The organism is Acinetobacter sp. YH12235 (assembly GCF_013417705.1).
In the GTDB taxonomy this organism is placed as follows: Bacteria; Pseudomonadota; Gammaproteobacteria; order Pseudomonadales; family Moraxellaceae; genus Acinetobacter.
The window spans coordinates 66,309-86,550 of record NZ_VPDL01000011.1 but is presented as its reverse complement, the minus strand read 5'-3'; the positions used below and the strand labels follow the sequence as shown (position 1 = coordinate 86,550).

The following is a 20,242-nucleotide window of genomic DNA, read 5'->3' as shown; positions in this document are numbered from 1 at the left end:
GGACTAGAGCCATCAGTTGAGTTACCACATAAAACTTAAAACTCTAGTCCCGATGTTTAATAGTACCGAATTATTTTGCGTAATTGATGATTTCTTTCTTAAATTTGAAGCAACCTACTGGAATTTCCTTAAACAAAGTCGTCGTTTCTCCAGAGTCCGAACTGATCAGCTGAAAGGTATAGATCTTCATTAGTTGAGAGTGCAATTGAATTCGGTGCGCACAGCAGCATTAAAGCCTGTTTAAAGGTTTCAGCCTTGCTTTGATCTTGCTGTTCAATCTGATCCAGAAATTTTTTCAGATGATCTAACCCTTCTAAGGGATCTGTTTGCTGATTTTTGGCAATCTCACTTAAGGCTTTACTATGATTCAAACTAGATTCAAGCTGGCTTTTCGCAGGACTGGCATTTAAGTGATTGGCATTGGCATTTTCTTGTTTATAGGTAGAGAGAAGCAAGCCAGCTCCCGCTCTAAGTGCTCCCCATTGATCTGTTCTTAACTCAAAGCCCTCACCACGCCCGTCGCTAGCCTCATCTTCTTTTGGATGACTTAGATTTCCTAAATTTAGCTGACTGGCCCCATGACTACTTTGCAGCTGTGCACTAATCTGTCCAGTTGTATCATCGAAGCGAAGCTGGTTAAAACCTTCGCCACCCACCTCTTGAGAACGGATACCACTTAGTTTTTTAGTGAGTGGCAATTGGCCCTTCTTATCAAACATAGTTTGATAACGTTCAGCTTCATGAATACATCCAACAATAAAGGGACGATCAATATCCCCTTCGAAGAAATCAATCACTACGATTTCCCCGATACGTGGATGGAATCGGGCGCCATAACCTTCACCTGCCCATGGCGTTAGCACATCTACCCAGGCCGAATCAGTGTCATTACCATTGGCGCCAGCACCACCATCATGCTGATGATCTTCACTACGGGTAAATAAAAAACGAACCTTCACGCGTCCCCATTCATCGACATAAATAGTCTCACCTTCAGGCCCTACCACTTTCGCCCGTTGTGGATAGGCCATTGGCCGATGTTGTAGTGGATGATATTCAGGTATCACCAGAATATCTCGACGAATTAAATACAGCTCATTGCCTTGTCTCTCGTCATCCAGAACTTTCCAGCGACTGGACAGCATGAGCTGATCCACCTGTAGCAAAATGTCTTTTGGTAAATTATTCTGGTTATAGAAGTGTTTGCCCAAAATTAAAAATTCACGCTCATTGCACGGATGTTGATCAATTTCGGGATGATCATGCAGTTCAAACCAGTAACCCACTTGGGCATCACGAACACTACTGCTGGCCTTAAAATATTTGGACTGCATGGCATGATAGTGACTAAGTTGCTGACTGAGTTGATCCAGTTGAGCTGGACTGGATGATGTAGCCTGATCTTCTCTATTTAGGTCACTGGTCCAAGCTGGGCTGATGTTCCAGACATCTTCCAGATTTAAACTAGTATGATCCTGAACACTACTCTGCTGAATATTCACCAATCGCTGGTTTTGCTCCTGCTCCAGATCTATAGCTTGCCAGCGTTGCAATGCAACACTGTTTGGTACAAGTTGTCGCTCAGCGATTAGGCTGGTGATAGTATCGAATTGCTCAGTTGCATGACTGCGATGGAAGCGGATGGAACGGCGCTTTAAGGCTTGAAAATATTGCTGCTCATCAACAAGACGCAGGACTTGTGGCTGAATGGTTCGAGCTGATATTGAAATGATTAATTCCTTTTCATCAATCAGCCAGTTAATACCCTCACTACGCCATAGGCGGGTCAGAAAGTCATAATCACTTTCATTGGACTGTATGACCAATGGCCGTACATCATATTCACGATTTAGTCCGGAAAGATCCAAACTTAAACTTTGCGCAAATAAGCCACTTCGCTTTTGCCATTCAGCAAACAAAATTTCACTGATTTCTTTGACACTTTTATTCAAAAACACACGACTATTACGGCGTTTATGCCAAAGTGAAGTCGCATCTTCGAGAGTCAGCTGATAGACACTTAAAGCACCATCGCTATGCCCCTGTTTAGCTGCGGTAATGATACCTGTAGTCCGGAAAAGCTCACCTTGATCAGTGACCTGATCAACAGCAACCTGACAGCCAATAAACTGTTTTAAAGCAATATAGGGATGAGTGGATAGACAAAGTAATTCAGCATGTAGCCCCTCATTGATCCAGTGCCTGCCTTCAATACGCTGAATCAGAACCTGAGAATTTAAAATTTCATTGGAAAATCGGAGATGAAGTGCACGCTTCTGTGAGCTTAGACCCAAGCCTTCAAGCACCGTATAAATACTCTGTAGCATTTTATAATTATTATTTGAGGTTATTTTTATCGCACTGATTTTAGGGAATAAGCTTAGAACAATCCATCTTGGTATTTATTTCACATGAATTAACCACGAATAGCCTTAACCTGACCTTATATCCTCTATGCTTATGAAATAGAAGATGTATTCTGTTTCAACCTTTTCGATTTTTCTGATTATTTGCTGATTCACTTACTGCTACACTGAAAGCCGAATACTTTATATCTCCTACATCATCCTCGATTACAGGATAAGCCAGAGGCCAAGGACATGCTTGAGTTACATTCTAAACTTCCCAATCTGGGCGTTACTATTTTTAGTACTATGTCGGCCTTGGCACAAAAACTCGGAGCAATTAACCTGTCACAAGGTTTTCCAGATTTTCCTGCTCCACCGCAATTGATTGAAGCCCTCAGTCGGGCGGCTGAAAATGGTTTTAATCAATATGCACCGGGTGATGGTTTACCAGTATTACGTGGGCTGGTCGCTGACCTTTATCAGCATCGTGACCAGCTCATTCTAGACCCGGTAGATGAAATCACCATTACTCCTGGCGCAACGATTGCAATCTTCTGTGCAATTCAGGCAACGGTACGGGCGGGTGAAGAAGTCATTATTTTTGATCCCAGTTATGACAGCTATGCGCCAAGCGTGAAGCTGGTCGGTGCCAAACCGGTACATATCGCTCTGGAATATCCTGGTTTTTCTGTGGACTGGAATCAGGTCAAAGATGCAATCAATGACCGTACCCGCATGATTGTAGTGAATACACCGCATAATCCCACCGGAACGGTATGGACAGAGCAAGACTGGCAACAGCTGATTGAACTGATTCGTGATCGCAATATTGTAGTTCTGTCTGATGAAGTTTATGAACATCTGGTATTTGATGAAGTTCGTCATCATTCTGCAGCATCATTTCCGGAACTCCGTGAACGCAGTTTTGTGATTGGTTCTTTTGGTAAAACCTTTCATGTGACCGGCTGGAAAACTGGTTTCTGTGTTGCACCGCCAGCCTTAATGCAGATGTTCAGACAGATTTACCAGTTTGTCAGCTTCTGTGGTGTAACGCCAATTCAGGTGGCTTTGACTGAATATATGCAGCTACATTCTGAACATATCCATGAGCTGTCCGGTTTTTATCAGACCAAACGGGACCTGTTTAATCATGCACTTACAGATTCCCGTTTTCACTGGACGCCGTCTCAAGGTACCTATTTCCAGAATCTGGATTACAGTGAAATTCGTCCTGATCTGGATGCACTGTCGATGTGTCACTATCTGGCTGAACAGCATGGCATTGTAGCGATTCCGGTATCAGCGTTTTATCAGGAGCCGCCTAAAGATTTACACTTATTACGCTTCTGCTTCGCCAAAAAAGATGAAACCTTAATAGAAGCGGCACAGATTCTTTCCAAAGTTTAAAAAAATAGACTTATTGGTTACTGAAAAGCTAAGGCGTTCTTGATGCGGATCAAGGATAATTTAGTCCTGATAAATATATGAAAAATCAAGAACAGGATGTCATATGGCACAGCAAGCATTGGTTCACCAGCAGAATTTATGGAAAACATTTTTTATTTTCCTGTTACCGCTGGTCGTTACCAACATCCTGCAAAGCCTGTCCGGTACGATTAATACTTTTTTTGTCGGGCAAATGCTCGGCGTGCAAGCAATTGCCGCTGTGGCAGTATTTTTCCCGATTCTGTTCTGTCTGATGGCTTTTGTGATTGGTCTCTCTGCAGGTTCTACGGTTCTGGTAGGACAAGCTTGGGGTGCCAGAAACCTGGAAAAAGTGCGCTGTGTAGTTGGCTCTACCCTGTTTATGACACTGATTGGTGGCAGCCTGATTGCCCTATTGGGTGTATTTTTTGCTGAAAATATCCTGCAACTCTTGGGTACAGATCCGGATGTGATGCACCTGTCTTTGCCTTATGTGCAATGGATGCTGGCCGGTAGTCCTCTGATTTTTATTTATATTATTTATACTTCAATTTTACGTGGGGTCGGAGACAGTACTACACCACTATTTGCCTCTGCCCTAACGATTGGTGTGGGCTTGGTAGTAACACCAGTCCTAATCGCCGGTTATTTCGGTTTTCCTAAGATGGGGGTCATCTCTCCAGCAATTGCAACCATTCTGGGCAACTTGGCTGTTCTGTTATTTCTCATTCTCTATTTAAATTATAAGCGTCATCCTCTAAGACCAGACTGGGCGTTGATCAAAGATATCCGTCATCAGCCCCAGCTCAGCAAGATTATCCTGCGCTTAGGTATTCCAACCGGGGTTCAAATGGTGACGACTTCAGTCGCTGGTCTGGTCATTGTGGGTCTGGTCAACCGTTATGGTGCAGAAGCGACGGCGGCCTATGGTGCCGTGAATCAGGTACTGAATTATATTCAGTTCCCTGCTCTTTCTATTGCCATTGCAGCTTCTGTCTTTGGGGCACAGGCCATTGGTGCTGGTAAAAATGATTTGCTCAATAAAGTGACCCGAACTGCCTTAAGTATGAATATCTTGTTCACAGGTAGTCTGGTAATTCTGGCTTATCTGTTTTCTAAATATCTCATGGCACTATTTATCACTGATCCACAGGTCGTGGTATTGGGTCAGCAACTTCTCTTCATTGTCCTATGGTCGATTTTGTTCTTTGGTGCTAGTGCAATTTTCGCTTCGATCATGCGGGCCAGTGGCACAGTAACAATCCCTATGTTGATCAATATCATTGCCATTATTGGCATTGAAGTACCAGCTGCCTATATGTTCAGCCGCTGGTGGGGTTTACAAGGGATCTGGTATGGCTATGCCCTTGCCTTTGTCTGTCTTTGTATTATGCAAGGCTTGTATTACCAGTTTATCTGGAAGAAAAAGACCATCGAGGCACTGGTTTAATCTTCCGGCCTGAACTACTGGATAAACCTTAGTAAACCACCTCTAAAGAGCGTATTTCCTGCTTAATCCATATTTTTTATATGGATTTATTTTTATTATATTTTTCAGGCATGAAGATCCTTGTTATAAGCAGTGTATTGTATAAAAACACAAGGTCTTCTCATGGCTAAACGACAAATTAAACTGGGTGCTTTTATCCCGACGACTTCGCAACATGCGGCAGGTTGGCGTCATCCTGAGTCTCGTCCTCAGGATCATTTAAGCATTGATTATGCGATTGAATTGGCAAAAACTGCTGAACGCGGCCTGTTTGATGCCTATTTCCTTGCAGATGGTCTGGCAGTCAACTGGAGTCATGGCGCTTCCAAACATAATAAGAATGTCGGTTATAGCGATAAAGTCGTGGGCTTTGAACCAGTCACCTTATTCGCAGCGATTTCAGCCGTCACCCAAAATATTGGTTTTATTGCCACTGCTTCTACCACCTATGAAGAACCGTATCTGTTGGCACGAAAATATGCCTCTTTAGACCATATCAGTAAGGGTCGTGCCGCCTGGAATGTTGTCACCACCATATCTGCTGAAACCGCGCGGAACTTTGGTTTTAGTGCACATCCGGATGCCAAAGTCCGTTATGAGCGCGCGGATGAATTTATTGAAGTTGTACAGAAGCTCTGGGATTCATGGGAAAATGATGCATTCCTCTATGACAAAGAAAGCGGTCATTTCTTTGATGCATCTAAACAGCACGAACCACTGCATAGCGGCAAATATTTTAATGTCCAGGGTGCACTCAATGTCCCTCGTCCACCACAAGGCTATCCAGTGATTGTCCAGGCAGGTCAGTCTGAAGATGGTCGTGAACTGGCCGCCAAATATGCCGAAGTGATTTTTACTGCCCAGCAAAGCCTGTCTGATGCTCAAGCCTTCTACCGTGATGTCAAAGAACGTCTGGCTAAATATGGCCGTCATCCGGATGATCTAAAAGTAATGCCAGGAGTTTCTGTATTTGTGGCTAAAACCGAACAGGAAGCCAAAGAAAAATATGAATTGCTGAATCGTCTGATTCATCCAGATGTCGGTTTGGGCTTACTGTCTGGTCTGGCAGGTGATATTGATCTTTCAAACTATGATCTGGATGCTCCATTTCCTCTAGAAGACATTGAGATCAAGTCTAGCCGTCAACAAATAATGTTTGAGATTGCAGCTAAGCATCACTTCAGCATTCGTCAGCTATATGAATATATTGCGTCTGCCCGTGGTCACTGGACTTTGATTGGTACGCCTGAACAGGTGGTTGATCAATTACAGGAGTGGTTTGAAAATGAAGCTGCGGATGGCTTTAATGTATTACCACCGACGACACCTGCCGGTCTGGATGACTTTGTAGATTTCATCGTGCCAGAACTACAACGTCGTGGTCTATTCCGGACTGAATATGAAGGTACAACTTTACGTGAAAATCTGGGGCTGAAACGGCCAGAAAATCAGTATGTGATTACGCAACAAAATACTGCGGTTGCCTCTTAAACCATCCATTATAAAAAATGCCCGATAGGGCATTTTTTATTTCTTTAAGTTAAGCACTGGGGTAATTGGTGCTAGTGGAAATGACAACTATGGGCGAGGTTTATTGCTGTTGATCTCTGTATAACTTGAAACGAATGAAGCCCCTAGCCTACCAGCAAAACTGACCAGAGCCTGTGAGTAGCGGCTGTTGATCCTTCACGATTGAAAAATTTAATGCTTTTAGAATTTCTTTTTTCAACTGCTGTAGTCGCGTATTCTGGCGCTTACGTGGATAAGATAAGGGTACTTTTAAAACCTGTTCGATTCGCCCAGGATTAGCCTGCATCACGACTACTGAATTGCTCAGCAATATCTTGGGTTGCTAAAATCACGGTAATTTTTTTGGTTTTCCAGATTCGCTGTAATTCTTCATGCAGATGATGACGCATTAGCGCGTCCAGTCCAGCAAAAGGATCATCTAATAATAAAATATCCGGTTGAGTAACCAGGCTTTTGGCAATGGCCACTTTCAGATTCATGCCAGCAGACAAGTGCGATGGATAAGCATCCTTAAACGGCGTCAGTTGCAGCAATTCCAGCTGTTCCTGAATTCTTCGGTTTTCCTCTTCTTTACTTAAAGGGATTTGATGTAAAGCCATGCGGATATTTTCCGTCACACTGAGCCAGTTAAACAGTCGATGATCCTGATAGACAATACTGAGATTTGGAAGATGTTCAGCTGGCTGTTTTCCCTGAATCAGAATCTGTCCCTGTTGATGCTGCTCTAAGCCCTTCAGTAAGCGTAACAATGTGGATTTACCGCAGCCAGCATGCCCTATCACACTGACAAAATCACCTGCATGAATATCCAGATTAATATCTTCGAGGACTTGGGTCTGCTGATCTGGTGCGGTGCTATAACTTTTATATAAATTTTGAATCGTGATTCTACATTGAGAGTGCTCCGTCATTTTTCCTCACCTTTTGCTGCAATACATATTTAATGATTGTTCTAGACTGGATCTATCCTGTTTATGAACTTGGATAAATTTCTGTCTCTTTTAGATCTGCTGAAAATAGGACTCTTTTGACTATAAAAGAGTTTAGGGTAAGGAGTTATCTTGATTTTTTATTTGGTTATCAAAAGCATGTATAGATTTTAATAGTTAGATATAAAATTATATATTTCAATAACTTAAAATTTCTTTTCTTCTAGAAAACGTTATTTAAAATATTCCGAACAACCAAATCGCAACAATGCTTAGGGCAATAAAAAACCCGCGAATGCGGGTATTCAAATGGCTCTGCTTACCAGGCCAATTTATATTGTTCTAATTCATGCGGCACAAGCTCGACCTGATCCTGGAAGTCAAGCAAGATGTCATTTTTAATGGCCGCCAGACGGTAGTCTTCACGTTTACGCGGACGTTCCAGATCCACTTTCACAATACGTTTGATTCGTCCCGGATGGGGTTGCATTACCACTACGCGATCACCTAACAATACCGCCTCTTCTACATCATGGGTGACCAGAATAGAGGTGATCTTTTCCGACTGCCAGATCCGCTGTAATTCCTGTTGCAAGTTGGCCCGAGTCAAGGCATCCAAGGCACCAAAAGGTTCATCCAGTAATAAAATTTGTGGACGATTCACCAGACTACGCGCAATTGCCACACGCTGGCTCATCCCCCCAGACAGCTGACTTGGATAGGCAGTTTTAAACTGGCTCAATTGCACCAGTTCCAGATGATAATCAATGAGTTCCTGCTTTTCGGCTTTGCTCAGGCCTGATTTTTCCAGCGCTAAAGCCACATTCTGCTCGACACTCAGCCAAGGGAACAAACGGTGATCCTGAAACACAATACCGCGATCCAGACTGGTGCCCTGAATCGGTTTGCCATCAATCAAAATACTGCCTTGAAACTCGGCATCAAGGCCCACCAAAAGCCGCAATAAGGTTGATTTACCACAGCCACTATTACCGACAATACTAATGAACTCGCCTGGCTGGATATTCAAATTAATCTGATCTAATACCTGCAACTCTTCCCCATCTTTAGGGAAGAACTTGTCGAGTTTCTGGATCTCGACATGACCCTTAATATTCACCTGTTGATTCATGTTGTTATCTCACATCTTTTATTTATTGGCCGCCTGACGCCAGCGTAAGTTATAGTTTTCAAAGAATTGTGCTGCCTTGGAAAATAACAGCCCGACAATCGCAATAATGGCCATGCCATATAGCACCACTTCCATCTGGAACAGGTTCTGTCCGTCCATGATTGGATTGACCACGCCAACCGAGGACACAAAAAAATACTCCGCGCCCACAGTCGCCACCCATGAAAATACCAGCGCAATATTCAAACCGGCAAAAATACTTGGGGCTGCTGCGGGTAAAATCACTTTAAAAAAAGTACGTACCGGACTGAGCTGGAAGATCTGCGCCACTTCTTTAATTTTGACCGGCACATTCTTGACCCCGTCATAGGTATTAAAGAACACCGGATAGAACACCACTAAGGCAATAAAAATCACTTTTGAAACTTCACCGTGTCCAAACCACATGATCATCAGTGGAATCCAGGCAAATACAGCCACGTGTTTAATGGCATTCAGTGTTGGAGAAAAGATTCGATCCAGCCAGACATTTAGACCCAGGGCCAAACCCAGCACTGCACCCATCACTCCACCGGCAATAAACCCTGCCGTGTTGCGAAGTAGGCTGGCGATAATGTTTTCTGTCACCTCGCCTGCCTGCCAGCTTTCTACAAAGGCTTGCCATACAGCAGCTGGCGGTGCCAGCAAAGCAGGATCAACCCATTGTTTTGCGGTCACGATCAACCAGGCAACCCACAGAACCGAAGGAATGACCCAGCCGCGATAATCTATTTTTTTCATGACATTTTCCCTATCTAGCCTGATCCCAACCACGGAACTGTTTTTGTATGAGGCGGATAATGACGTCAAAGCCAAATCCCACCAGTCCAATCACCACTACAGTTGCCATCACCACATCGAGCTGGAAAATCTGACGGCCATAGACCATCACATAGCCGATCCCTTCACTCGAAGCTAGCAGTTCTACTGCAACCAGAGCGCCCCATGAACTTGCCAGAGATAAACGCAGACCACCGATAAAACTGATAAAAGCACCCGGCAGAACCACATTTTTAAATCTGGACCAGGTGCTCAACTGATAAACTTCCGCGACTTCGGTCAATTGCTGTGAAATATTGCGCACGCCTTTAAATACATTGATGGTCATCGGTACCAGCGCGGCTTTAGCAATCAGAATAATCTTGAGGGCTTCATCAATCCCGACCAGTAAAATTAACAGTGGAATCCAGCCAATCACAGGTACCAGATTAATGGCTTTGAATGTGGGCCAGATATAGGCTTCTGCTCGACGCGATAATCCCATGGTCAGACCTAAGACCAGTGCCAGTACAATGCCGGCACTGAACCCATAGCCAATTCGGCTCAGACTGACACTCAAATTGCTCCACAGTTCGCCAGTTTGATACAGATCTTTCAGGGCCACCCAGACCAGTTCAGGTGCAGGAAGCAATAAAGGATTCACCCAGTTCCGTTCTACCGACACATGCCACAGATAGAGCAACGCGATGGGGAAAATTGCTCCGATTCCCCATATGAACACCTGATTCTGTTTAAAAAAATTCAGAATACTTTTTCGGTTCAATCTGGATGCAGCACTGTCCTGTGTCGGTATCTTGGCTGTTTCAAGCTCGATTTCCTGTAACATCACTCTTCCTCCTCAATGGCATAGTGGTTATTGTCCATTGGCCTTAAGAGGTTTCCAGAAGCTCTGTAAATTATGGCTTTTCAGCGCATTATTCAGATACTTAGACTCAATCCATTTATCCACATCGACATTACCGCGAATCAGTTTCAAATCTTGACCCGCTTTAAGCTTCTGCTTAATGAGTGACACGTTATAGGCATCAAAAATCGGGGCACTATGACGTTTCAGATCTACCCCAATATGGGCTTTATTGATGTTGCTATACGATATTCCAGATTTTGCCCAGAGTTTAAACAGGGCATCTTTATTAGCGGGCTTGCTTTCCCAAGCCGCTTGTTTGACCAGCACATTCACTACACGCTGAACCACTTCAGGATATTTTTGCTCAAACTTGGAATTCACCAGTACATAGCCTGAGGTTTTATAGAGATCAGGTTCATTTTTGGTACTATAAATAATCTTGGCAATACCGCGATCGACTACAGGAAAAATATAGCTACTGCTCCAGATTGCATCAATATCACCACTGGCTAAAGCGGAATACGCCACTGGGCCATCCATGTTGACAAAACGGAAGTCTTTCTCACTGAATCCGTATTTTTTGACCACATTAATAATCGATAAATGCAGATTGGTTCCTTTAAAGAAGCCTATTCGTTTCCCTTTTAAATCAGCAATCGATTTAGCCGGAGAACCCGATGCTACCACCAGATAAGTATTATCCTGTGAGCCAGCCATGGCGACCAGTTTAGTGTCCAGACGACTGGCTTTGCCAATCAGTCCAGGCAAATCACCAATCCAGGTAATATCGACCAGACCATTCGCATAAGATTCATTAATCGCAGGACCCGCTCCTTTAAAGTTATTCCATTGTACTTTGATGCCATCTTTCTGGAATTCTTTTTCAAATAAACCCAAGGTCTGTGCAGTCGCATAGTAATTACCATAACCTACAGGGCGATTACCTGTACCGACCATCGGCGAAGCAAAACGGATCACGCTGGGTTTCGCCTCTGCGGCAGAGGTCTGAATCGCTGGCAGCAGTGTTGTTGTAGAGAGAAGGCCGGCAAAGAATACTTTTGACCATTTAAACATGTGAAAATTCCTCAAAATATAAAATTAGAATCCGTACTGGAATTGTGCGACCAGTTCGTTATAGCTCTTGTTTGTAATGTCGTTGTTGACATGGTTCAGGTTGATCTGAAACTTGGTGGTTTCCGCAAAGAATGCATTCAGGCCCAGACTGTGAATATCAACCGTTTGATCGGCTAAATTTTTGTCACGATCAATGGTGTCGTAGCGATAGAAGGCCTGGTAAGACTTTGGCCACCAGTCGTCATAACGGCCCTGATTACGGAAGCCTTTGACAAACTGCTCACCGAAGTTCCAGAACAAGGTGCCTGTATGCGACTCACTTTCACGCTTATAGGTCTGTGCGGTTTGTGAAATGTAGGTGTCATCTTCACCTTGCACATATTCATAGGTCACACCGAATGGATGATGGTTATAGTAAATATCGAAGCCTTTACGCAGCACATCGCCTTTACCAGCAAAGGCCGCACTAGTTCCATCAATTTCAAATAGATTGCTCTTGCCTTGATACCAGGACAGACCAAAACTCAGTTCACGCAGCCATGAGTTATATTCAGCAGGCAAGGTATAACGCAAACGTCCAATAAAGTTTTTGTCATCATTGTCATCCGATTTATTGGCTCCATTACCATTCACCAAGCCAAAGGCATAGCTGATCATTGGCGAGCGATAGTTATATCCATAGTCCACGGTTGGTAAGGCATCCCCACGCACAATCAGACCGACTTCACGCAGTGCCAGTCCATAACCTAGGCCCGGCAAACTGAACAAGGCATTGTTAATGGTAGGTTTTAGGTCTTCAGTGGCCTGAACTTCCTGGCCAAATGGTAACAGTTGCTGACCTAAAGTAACGCTCAAGCGCCCCGTGTCGGCACTTAAGGTTGGCAATACGTGATAAGTCAGTTGCGCATCCAATAAGTTCAGATAACTGTTATTGGTTCCTGTCTGTGGAGAAGTACCAAAACGCAGATTGAAATCCAGGTTTTTGCCTTCTTCATAGTCTTTATACAGATTGCCAATAAAACCAATTTGGACTGCACCTAAATCAAACGAAGAGTGGCGGTCTTGAACTGCCATCCCGGTATTGGTACCCGTAGGTGGAGTGCGCTGTGCTTCATCGATATAAGAAGCTTTGGCCTGCACGACTCCATTAATCAGCAGTTGACGTGTTGATAATGCCGTTTTGGTATCGCGGTCACGTTGTACCTGATATTTATAGTTTTCCAGATCGCTTTGCAGACCTTGCAACTCGGCACGTGTCACAAAGCTTTGGTCATCATCAGATTCAGTTTCTGCATCAGCAGATAGTTCAGCCTCATCAGCAGTAGTGGCTTCTGTAACGGCTTCGTTCTGATTCTGAATCTGCGCTAACTGGGTTTTTAATTGTTTTAATGACTGCTCGAGTTGACTGACCTGTTGTTGTAACTGACCTACCTCCGCATCTGCATGCGTTAAGCCAATACTCGCGCTTAGCAGAGTCAGTACCGTTGCCCCTTGTTTAAAATATTGCTTCATACAATCGACACACCTACAGTTTTGCCAGTGAAACATCAGTCGATTTGATCAGTACAATCACCTGACTTCCTATCTGCAAATCCAGCTCTTCTACAGAACGTGTCGTAATTACCGAAGTGAAAATACCTGAAGCAGTCACCACATCGACTTCAGAAACCACATCACCTTTTACAATTTCCTGAATAGTACCTTTTAACTGGTTACGCACATTAATAGATTGAATTGTCATTATTAATTCCTGTTGTTTTGGTTGGAATTAATATGCATGATTTTTAATATGCAGAAAAATAGTATAAATAGATTTTGATATATTATTTTATAAAATCCAAAAATATTATTTTAAATCCAGTTAATCTGATAATTTAAATATTCTTTGTTTTTAATCACGATATTTTCATATTGCCAATCTAGAATATTTTGACTGGCCAGATTCTTTATTTCTTTATTAATGGTTTGGCGTGAAGCAGAGAGTAAATCTGCTAAATCATGCTGGGAGATCTTGAGTTTAATTTCAGTTCCCAGAGGATGAGATCGACCGTACTGAATCGAAAGGTCATGCAAAACCTTGCATACTTTTTGATGTAAATTAGCGACTTGCAGGAATTTAACCTGCTGGATCAGATATTGCATCCGACGGCTGAGAATATTTAAAGCATCCTGCTTTAAGTGATTGTTATCATTTATTTCTTCTATAAATATATGCTGTGGAATTTGCAGGACCTTGACCTGATTAAAAGCATAATAATCATAATCAATCACTTGTGTATTGAGGCAAGGAAGCAGGTTAATCAGATGCTTTTCCGAGAAATAATTAAAGGCATGAAAACGACCTGATGGGCTTAAATATCCAATCTGGATAATCCCATCAAGCAATATATATAAAGCAGTATGGCAATTTTCTTTATTTAATATCAAATCGCCTTTTTGATATTTTCGAATCGTTGAATATTTTAAAATATAATCCAGCTTATCCTCAGAGATATTTTTAAATATATTTTTTAATATGTCATAATCCACATTATTTTTTGCAGTATGAATTTTCATAAAATGATCCACCCTATATTTTATTTAAATATTAGATGGATCATTAATGACTGGCGAATCATTTATTCTTGATTCTTTAGCTATTTATATGCAAAGTTTCCAATTGAATAAGAATTACTTATGAAACTTTTTCATAAATACCGTCTTCGCTGTTATAGCGGAAGTTGCTAATGTCCTGCTTGACATCTTTACGCAGTTCACGGCTTGGACGGCCATCCACACCGACTGGCACATCACCCTCTAAAGTTACACGGCGTACTACACGGTGCTGGTCACCATAATCATTAATCGCACGGTGTTGCGTTGCACGGTTATCCCAGATCGCCACATCACCTGCACTCCAGCGCCAGCTGACAATATTTTCCAGCTTCTCTACATAACTTTGGAACAGGTCGAATAAACGGCGTGATTCACTTGAGCTATAACCGACGAAGCTCTTAAAGAAATGGCCCAATAACAAGGTTTTTTCACCTGTTTCAGGATGAACGCGTACTAATGGATGTTCAGTTTCATATTCAGTTGAATTGAAGTAGTTTTTATATTTTTCCAAAGCTTCTTTTGGAACACTGACTTTTGCAGCATAGTCAAAGTTGTTGCTGTGAATCGCACGCAAGCTATCCGCCAGTGTTTTCAGTTCTTCAGGTAAATCATTGTAGGCAGCGGTTGTATTTGCCCATACGGTATTGCCACCTACTGCGGGTGCAACCACGCTACGAAGAATAGAAGCTTTTGGATAAGCATCAATAAAGCTGATGTCCGTATGCCAGCTGTCTGCACGTGCACCACGTGAATCAATTTCCAGAATATGTGCAGAGCCATCTTTTACCGGCACAGTCGGGTGATTTAACGGCGTGCCTAAACGTGCTGCAAAGGCTTCTTGAGCGACATCATCCAGATGTTGCTGATCTTTAAAGAAGATCGCTTTATGCTGCAATAATGCCTGGTTGATTTCATTCACCACTTCATCAGCCAAATCCGCTGACAGTTTTACGCCCTGGATTTCAGCGCCGATACGGCCACCAATTGGTTGAACCTGGATGTGTTTGTATTCATAAGCCATGATCATTTCCTCTATCTATAATTATGTCGACCTTCGGTCTGTGAAATCATCATGCCGAATCGGCTTATCTAACGCTGTCAATTTATTGACATTCTTATGCACCATTTTTGATTTATAAAATACTTTAGCTGCTTAAGTTTTCGGGCATAAAAAAACCCGCTTACGCGGGCTTTGATCAGATCGTTTTAAGCTGACTTTTTCTTCTGCTTGCCAAGGCGGGTAGCTAAAGCCGTGACCTTCTGATAGCCAGTTGGCATGAGGCGCTGGATTAAATCAATTGCTTTAGCATCATTCCCAATCAGCAGACGGCGTTTGTCTTTTTGCACCGCGTCCAGAATTTGACGGGCTGCTTCTTCCGGTGGACAACGCAGCAGCTTATTGAAATTCTGTGCAGATTTTTCCGGGTGCATTCCCAGACTACGAATACTGTCATTCATTTTCGCTGCAATGGCGATATTGGTACGGATTCCGCCTGGGTGTACACAGAGTGCGCTTACGCCGCAGTTTTCCATATCCAGTTCCTGACGCAAGGATTCAGTAAAACCACGCACAGCGAATTTAGTGGCATTATAAGCGGACTGGGTTGGCTGGGCAGTTAAACCGAACAAGCTGGAAATATTAATGACATGACCATCACCGGTTTTCTTGATTAAAGGCAGGAACTCTTTGGTGCCATAGACCACGCCCCAGAAGTTAATGCCGACGATCCATTCCAGCTCTTCATAGCTGGCGCCTTCTACGGTAGAACCAAGGGCAACACCAGCATTGTTAAAAATCATATTCACGCTGCCATGATCTTTCTCGACCTCAGCGGCCCAAGCATGCATTTCTTCCAGATTAGCCACATTAACCTTTTTGGTCGTGACACGAACATCAGTACCTTGTAGCAGCTCAACTGTTTTAGCCAGACCCTGTTCATTCACATCACTGAGTGCTAAATGACAGCCCTGCTTTGCTAAAAGCACTGCAAGTTGCTGGCCGATACCTGAACCTGCGCCAGTAATGGCCGCGACTTTATTATGAAAATTTTTCATTGAATTTCCTTGATTAAAACACTGCCCTTCCATGACAGCCTGTTTTTCTGTCGCATAGGGATACAGCACATTGTTTCAATATAGTTTTGACAATCCATATTGTCAATAATTCCAGCATGTCTCTACGGGCCAATTTTCAAGCTTGAATTTCAGCATAGGTCAAAGCCGGATTTATTGATAAGATACTTAAAATCTCAAGCACATGAGTCTATGGTCTTTATGACGGATGCAGTAAATTCAGGACAAAAACTAGCAAGTAAAAGTAAGGAACGCCAGTTTAAAGGACTTTCCATGGCTGAGCGTCAGCAGGCACGTCGTGAAAAGCTGATTGAGGCCGGAATCGAGGCGTATGGTCGTCATGGTTTCTTTTCGGTCACTGTGAAGGATATCTGTAACGAAGCCAAACTGACTGAACGTTATTTTTATGAATCCTTTAAGAAAAGCGAACATCTGTTCCAGACTATTTTCCTCAAGCTGATTGACCAGTTACAGCAGAATGTCATGCAAGCCATGATGCAGGCTTCTTCTGATCCAAAGAAAATGATCGAAGCCGGTCTGACTGCCTTGCTGACGACCTTACGTGACAATCCGGGTATGGCACGAATTATTTATATCGATGCGATGCTGGTTCAAGAACTGCATAATCAGGCCACGATTCATGAAACCATGGGCCGTTTCGACCGTATGATTCAGGCCTTTGTCATGCTGATGATGCCGAACCTGAATCGTTCTGAACGAGAGATTTCTCTGGTCTCGACCGGACTTAATGGTTATGTCACCCAAATTGCGATTCGCTGGGTCATGAGCGGCTTTAAACAGTCACTGGAAGAAATTCTGTCTTCCTGTAGCTTGGTGTTCTTTGCTTTATTAGACACTTTAGGTACAGAAAAACCGGCGGATCCGGTTAGATAATTTTTAAATCAGGATAAGGTCTATGTAGATCTAGCTCTCAGTGATCTACAAGATTTTGAATTAAGACCCTCTTATAAAATAACAGCTTAAATTGTGACAAATCTTTGCGAAAGGCCCCGGAACTACCTATTCTGCAATGATACTGTCATAATTAATCTTTGTAATAAGCCTGTCATAAATATAAAACGGTCCACCGTTTGCATGAAATAGGGTATTGCGCTGTGAAAGATGACTACATTCTAATTGTTGATGATGAACTGCCGATTCGTGAAATGATCCACACTGCTCTGGATATGGCAGGCTTTCAATGTTTACAGGCAGAAGATGCCAAGCAGGCTCATCAAATGATTGTGGACCAGCGTCCAGCATTGATTTTGCTGGACTGGATGATGCCGGGTGGCGTCAGTGGTGTCGATCTATGTCGTCGTCTGAAACGTGATGAAAACCTGTCTGAAATTCCTGTCATCATGCTGACTGCGCGTGGTGAAGAAGATCATAAAGTTCAGGGACTGGACGCCGGTGCCGATGACTATATGACCAAGCCGTTTTCGACCCGTGAGCTGGTTTCACGTATTAAAGCTGTTTTACGTCGCTCCAATGCCCTCAGTGGTGAAAAATCCATTGATGCTAATGGATTGGTATTAGATCCAGTCAGTAAGCGTGTGAATTTTGGCAATACTATACTGGACATGGGACCCACTGAATATCGTCTCTTGGCATTTTTCATGACCCATCCGGAACGTGCTTATACCCGTGCGCAGTTGCTGGATCAGGTTTGGGGTGGCAACGTCTATATTGAAGACCGGACCATTGATGTGCATATCCGTCGCCTGCGCAAGGTACTCGAACCTTATGGCGCTGACCGCTATGTACAAACTGTGCGTGGCACCGGTTACCGTTTCTCGACCCGTGTCGATGTTGCACTCGGTTAATTATTTTTAGGTAAATCTCGTTTTATGTATGAGCCCTATCCTGTTCCCGAACTGTCACACGAGCACAAAAGACTTCGTTACAGCAGCTTATGGGATTTTGCCAAGCAAGATTTACGTCTCCTTCTTCTCTTCCTGGTCATTGCCAGTTGTATTGGCCTAGGCATCGGTTATTTCTGGATCTGTATCGTTCTGGCCTTTGTTGCCTTTTTTGGTACACAGTTGCGTTCACTCTACCTGGTCAATGAATGGATCTCGAACCGTCCCTATGATGTACCGCCAAATATCAACGGAATCTGGGGCGCTTTACTGTTCAATGTTTATCGGGCCCAGCGTCAGGAACGCGTTGTTCAGGCTGAAATGGTCGAGCTGATTGACCGTGCACAATCCTCGCTAGTCGCCCTTCAAGAAGCTGTAGTGCTGATTGATGAAAACCAGCAGATTGAATGGTGGAATCCGGCGGCAGGACGTTTACTAGGGATTGGTCAGGAAGATCGCGGCCGTAATATCCTGAGTTTGTTACGTCAGCCAAATTTCATTGATTACTATCATCATATTGATGATGCACCTGATGGCCTTAAAATGAAGTCTTCGATATTCGAAGATCATTATGTCCAAATCAAAATGACCCGTTTTGGCGGTGAAAGCCGCTTACTGGTCGCTTATGATGTGACCCGGATGCATAATCTGGAACAGATGCGTAAGGACTTCGTCGATAATATTTCGCACGAACTGCGTACACCTTTAACTGTGCTCAGCGGCTATATCGAAACCTTTACCGATCAGGAAGATATTAGCCCGCGCTGGAAACGCGCCTTTGACCAGATGCAATCCCAGACCCGTCGCATGAATGCACTGGTCAATGACCTGTTGCTGCTATCCCGTCTGGAAAATGACAAGAATATTGCCAAGAACCAGATTATTGACATGCCTAATCTGATGAACCAGCTGTTTGATGATGCGCAAGCCTATAACGTGGATTATGGCCATACCCTCAACTTGGATATTGATAGTCACTGTGACCTGATCGGCTCAGATATGGAAATTGCCAGTGCCTTCAGTAACCTGATTACCAATGCCATCAAGTACACGCCTAAAGGTGGAACCGTGACCATGGGCTGGCATGATGATGGTGAATCGGCCTATTTTGTTGTAGAAGATACCGGAATTGGGATTGATCCTAAACACTTGCCTCGCTTGACCGAACGTTTTTACCGGGTAGATTCTGACCGTAGCCGCCGTACCGGTGGTACAGGTTTGGGACTGGCGATTGTGAAACATGTACTGATGCAGCATCAGGCCCAGCTCGAAATTGATTCCCGTGAAAATCAGGGATCCACCTTTAAGGTGATTTTCCCTAAAGAACGCCTCAGTTTCCCGGACTGATTCAAAAATAAAAAAAGGTGCAAGTCGCACCTTTTCTTTTTTAGCGAAGGCTTTAAGACTTTAATGCCTGCTCTTTGGATAAGGCCCGGAAATAAGCCGCACGATGCGAGATTCGTTCCAGATAGGCTTGAATCGCCGGATAGCTTTTACCGGTACGGCTTTGCATGGCTTCAAGTGGGAAGCTCATCTGGATATCCGCAAAACTGAAACGACCGGCAAAATATTCATGCTGGCTTAAATGATCTTCCAGAAACTGGATATGGTCTTTTAGACGGCTTTGTACAAACTGCTTTTTTACCCCTTCACAAATTGTTTTAGCCATGGGACGAACCAGAAATGGCACTTGCTCAGGAACTTTGGTCATCACCAGCTGCATGACCAGTAAAGGCATCAAAGACCCTTCTGCATAATGCATCCAGTAGCGGTATTGCGCCTTGTTCTCAGCACTGATCGGCTGAAACTGATGGGTCGAATCATAGGTTTCTTGGAGATACTCCAGAATGGCGGCAGACTCAGCCAGTACCAGATTCTGATCTTCCAGAATCGGGGCTTTACCCAGAGGATGAACCTGTTTCAAAGCAGGCGGAGCAGAATAGTTAGGCAGGCGTTTGTAATACTTGATCTCATAATCAAGTTCCAGCTCTTCCAAGGCCCACATGATTCGAAATGATCTTGATTGTTCGAGATGATGTAAAACACGCATATTAGACTCATGATTTTATTGTTATTACTGCGTGAGCATAGCAAAAAGTCTGGCTCTAACTAAAGAGTT

The 20,242-nt window shown here is 43.5% G+C and carries 18 protein-coding genes and 2 pseudogenes; 7 read left to right on the top strand and 13 right to left on the bottom strand.

The window, feature by feature from the left end; all coding sequences use genetic code 11:
• Positions 1-52: 52 nt before the first annotated feature.
• Positions 53-172, top strand: a pseudogene (locus tag FTV13_RS07725) (IS982 family transposase); the annotation flags it as partial.
• On the opposite strand, the pseudogene FTV13_RS07720 reads toward FTV13_RS07725, so the two are convergent.
• Positions 162-2,327: pseudogene (locus FTV13_RS07720) on the bottom strand (type VI secretion system Vgr family protein); the annotation flags it as partial. The pseudogenes FTV13_RS07725 and FTV13_RS07720 overlap by 11 nt on opposite strands.
• Before the next feature lie 273 nt (positions 2,328-2,600).
• Here FTV13_RS07720 and FTV13_RS07715 point away from each other — a divergent pair.
• The 3 genes from FTV13_RS07715 to FTV13_RS07705 all read left to right on the top strand — a co-directional run bounded on the left by FTV13_RS07715 (position 2,601) and on the right by FTV13_RS07705 (position 6,753).
• Complete coding sequence (locus FTV13_RS07715; protein WP_180011610.1) at positions 2,601-3,755, top strand: methionine aminotransferase; 1,155 nt, start codon at positions 2,601-2,603, stop codon at positions 3,753-3,755.
• A 103-nt stretch (positions 3,756-3,858) separates the two neighbouring features.
• Positions 3,859-5,223, top strand: coding sequence for an MATE family efflux transporter (locus tag FTV13_RS07710; RefSeq protein ID WP_180011608.1), 1,365 nt, complete (start codon positions 3,859-3,861; stop codon positions 5,221-5,223).
• Between the two features lie 162 nt (positions 5,224-5,385).
• Positions 5,386-6,753: an LLM class flavin-dependent oxidoreductase gene (locus tag FTV13_RS07705; protein ID WP_180011605.1), complete on the top strand. Its 1,368-nt coding sequence runs from the start codon at positions 5,386-5,388 to the stop codon at positions 6,751-6,753.
• 148 nt (positions 6,754-6,901) lie between these two features.
• Here FTV13_RS07705 and FTV13_RS15750 read toward each other — a convergent pair whose 3' ends face one another.
• From FTV13_RS15750 to FTV13_RS07655, 11 genes are all read right to left on the bottom strand, one after another.
• A complete protein-coding gene (locus FTV13_RS15750; RefSeq protein ID WP_257218502.1) occupies positions 6,902-7,078 on the bottom strand; it encodes a hypothetical protein in 177 nt (58 codons plus the stop codon).
• Positions 7,068-7,703 (bottom strand): ABC transporter ATP-binding protein, encoded by a 636-nt coding sequence (locus FTV13_RS07700; protein WP_257218501.1) that lies wholly within the window; start codon positions 7,701-7,703, stop codon positions 7,068-7,070. The genes FTV13_RS15750 and FTV13_RS07700 overlap by 11 nt, the downstream gene beginning before the upstream one ends.
• 337 nt (positions 7,704-8,040) lie before the next feature.
• Positions 8,041-8,853, bottom strand: coding sequence for an ABC transporter ATP-binding protein (locus FTV13_RS07695; RefSeq protein WP_166138948.1), 813 nt, complete (start codon positions 8,851-8,853; stop codon positions 8,041-8,043).
• An 18-nt stretch (positions 8,854-8,871) separates the two neighbouring features.
• Positions 8,872-9,633 carry an ABC transporter permease gene (locus FTV13_RS07690; protein ID WP_159124133.1) on the bottom strand — a complete coding sequence of 254 codons (762 nt, stop codon included), beginning with the start codon at positions 9,631-9,633 and terminating at the stop codon, positions 8,872-8,874.
• Between the two features lie 10 nt (positions 9,634-9,643).
• Complete coding sequence (locus tag FTV13_RS07685; RefSeq protein ID WP_180011642.1) at positions 9,644-10,498, bottom strand: ABC transporter permease; 855 nt, start codon at positions 10,496-10,498, stop codon at positions 9,644-9,646.
• A gap of 27 nt (positions 10,499-10,525) precedes the next feature.
• Positions 10,526-11,593, bottom strand: a complete 1,068-nt coding sequence (locus tag FTV13_RS07680) for an ABC transporter substrate-binding protein (protein ID WP_180011603.1) — start codon at positions 11,591-11,593, stop codon at positions 10,526-10,528.
• A gap of 24 nt (positions 11,594-11,617) precedes the next feature.
• Positions 11,618-13,105, bottom strand: a complete 1,488-nt coding sequence (locus FTV13_RS07675; RefSeq protein WP_180011601.1) for a hypothetical protein — start codon at positions 13,103-13,105, stop codon at positions 11,618-11,620.
• 13 nt (positions 13,106-13,118) lie between these two features.
• Entirely contained in the window at positions 13,119-13,334 is a 216-nt protein-coding gene (locus tag FTV13_RS07670) for a molybdopterin-binding protein (RefSeq protein WP_159124130.1), read from the bottom strand.
• Positions 13,335-13,444: 110 nt separating this feature from the next.
• The gene (locus FTV13_RS07665) at positions 13,445-14,149 is read right to left on the bottom strand and encodes a Crp/Fnr family transcriptional regulator (protein WP_180011599.1); all 705 of its coding nucleotides are present in this window, start codon (positions 14,147-14,149) and stop codon (positions 13,445-13,447) included.
• A gap of 118 nt (positions 14,150-14,267) precedes the next feature.
• Complete coding sequence (locus FTV13_RS07660; RefSeq protein ID WP_171505607.1) at positions 14,268-15,209, bottom strand: TauD/TfdA family dioxygenase; 942 nt, start codon at positions 15,207-15,209, stop codon at positions 14,268-14,270.
• Positions 15,210-15,394: 185 nt separating this feature from the next.
• Positions 15,395-16,243 carry an SDR family oxidoreductase gene (locus FTV13_RS07655; protein ID WP_180011597.1) on the bottom strand — a complete coding sequence of 283 codons (849 nt, stop codon included), beginning with the start codon at positions 16,241-16,243 and terminating at the stop codon, positions 15,395-15,397.
• 219 nt (positions 16,244-16,462) lie between these two features.
• Here FTV13_RS07655 and FTV13_RS07650 point away from each other — a divergent pair, with 219 nt between their 5' ends.
• From FTV13_RS07650 to phoR, 3 genes are all read left to right on the top strand, one after another.
• Positions 16,463-17,155: a TetR/AcrR family transcriptional regulator gene (locus FTV13_RS07650; RefSeq protein WP_179992733.1), complete on the top strand. Its 693-nt coding sequence runs from the start codon at positions 16,463-16,465 to the stop codon at positions 17,153-17,155.
• Between the two features lie 221 nt (positions 17,156-17,376).
• Positions 17,377-18,087 carry a phosphate regulon transcriptional regulator PhoB gene (gene phoB / locus FTV13_RS07645; RefSeq protein ID WP_180011595.1) on the top strand — a complete coding sequence of 237 codons (711 nt, stop codon included), beginning with the start codon at positions 17,377-17,379 and terminating at the stop codon, positions 18,085-18,087.
• Between the two features lie 24 nt (positions 18,088-18,111).
• Positions 18,112-19,470: a phosphate regulon sensor histidine kinase PhoR gene (phoR, locus tag FTV13_RS07640; RefSeq protein ID WP_004780666.1), complete on the top strand. Its 1,359-nt coding sequence runs from the start codon at positions 18,112-18,114 to the stop codon at positions 19,468-19,470.
• 52 nt (positions 19,471-19,522) lie between these two features.
• Here phoR and FTV13_RS07635 read toward each other — a convergent pair whose 3' ends face one another.
• A complete protein-coding gene (locus tag FTV13_RS07635; RefSeq protein WP_180011593.1) occupies positions 19,523-20,173 on the bottom strand; it encodes a glutathione S-transferase in 651 nt (216 codons plus the stop codon).
• Positions 20,174-20,242 lie beyond the last annotated feature (69 nt).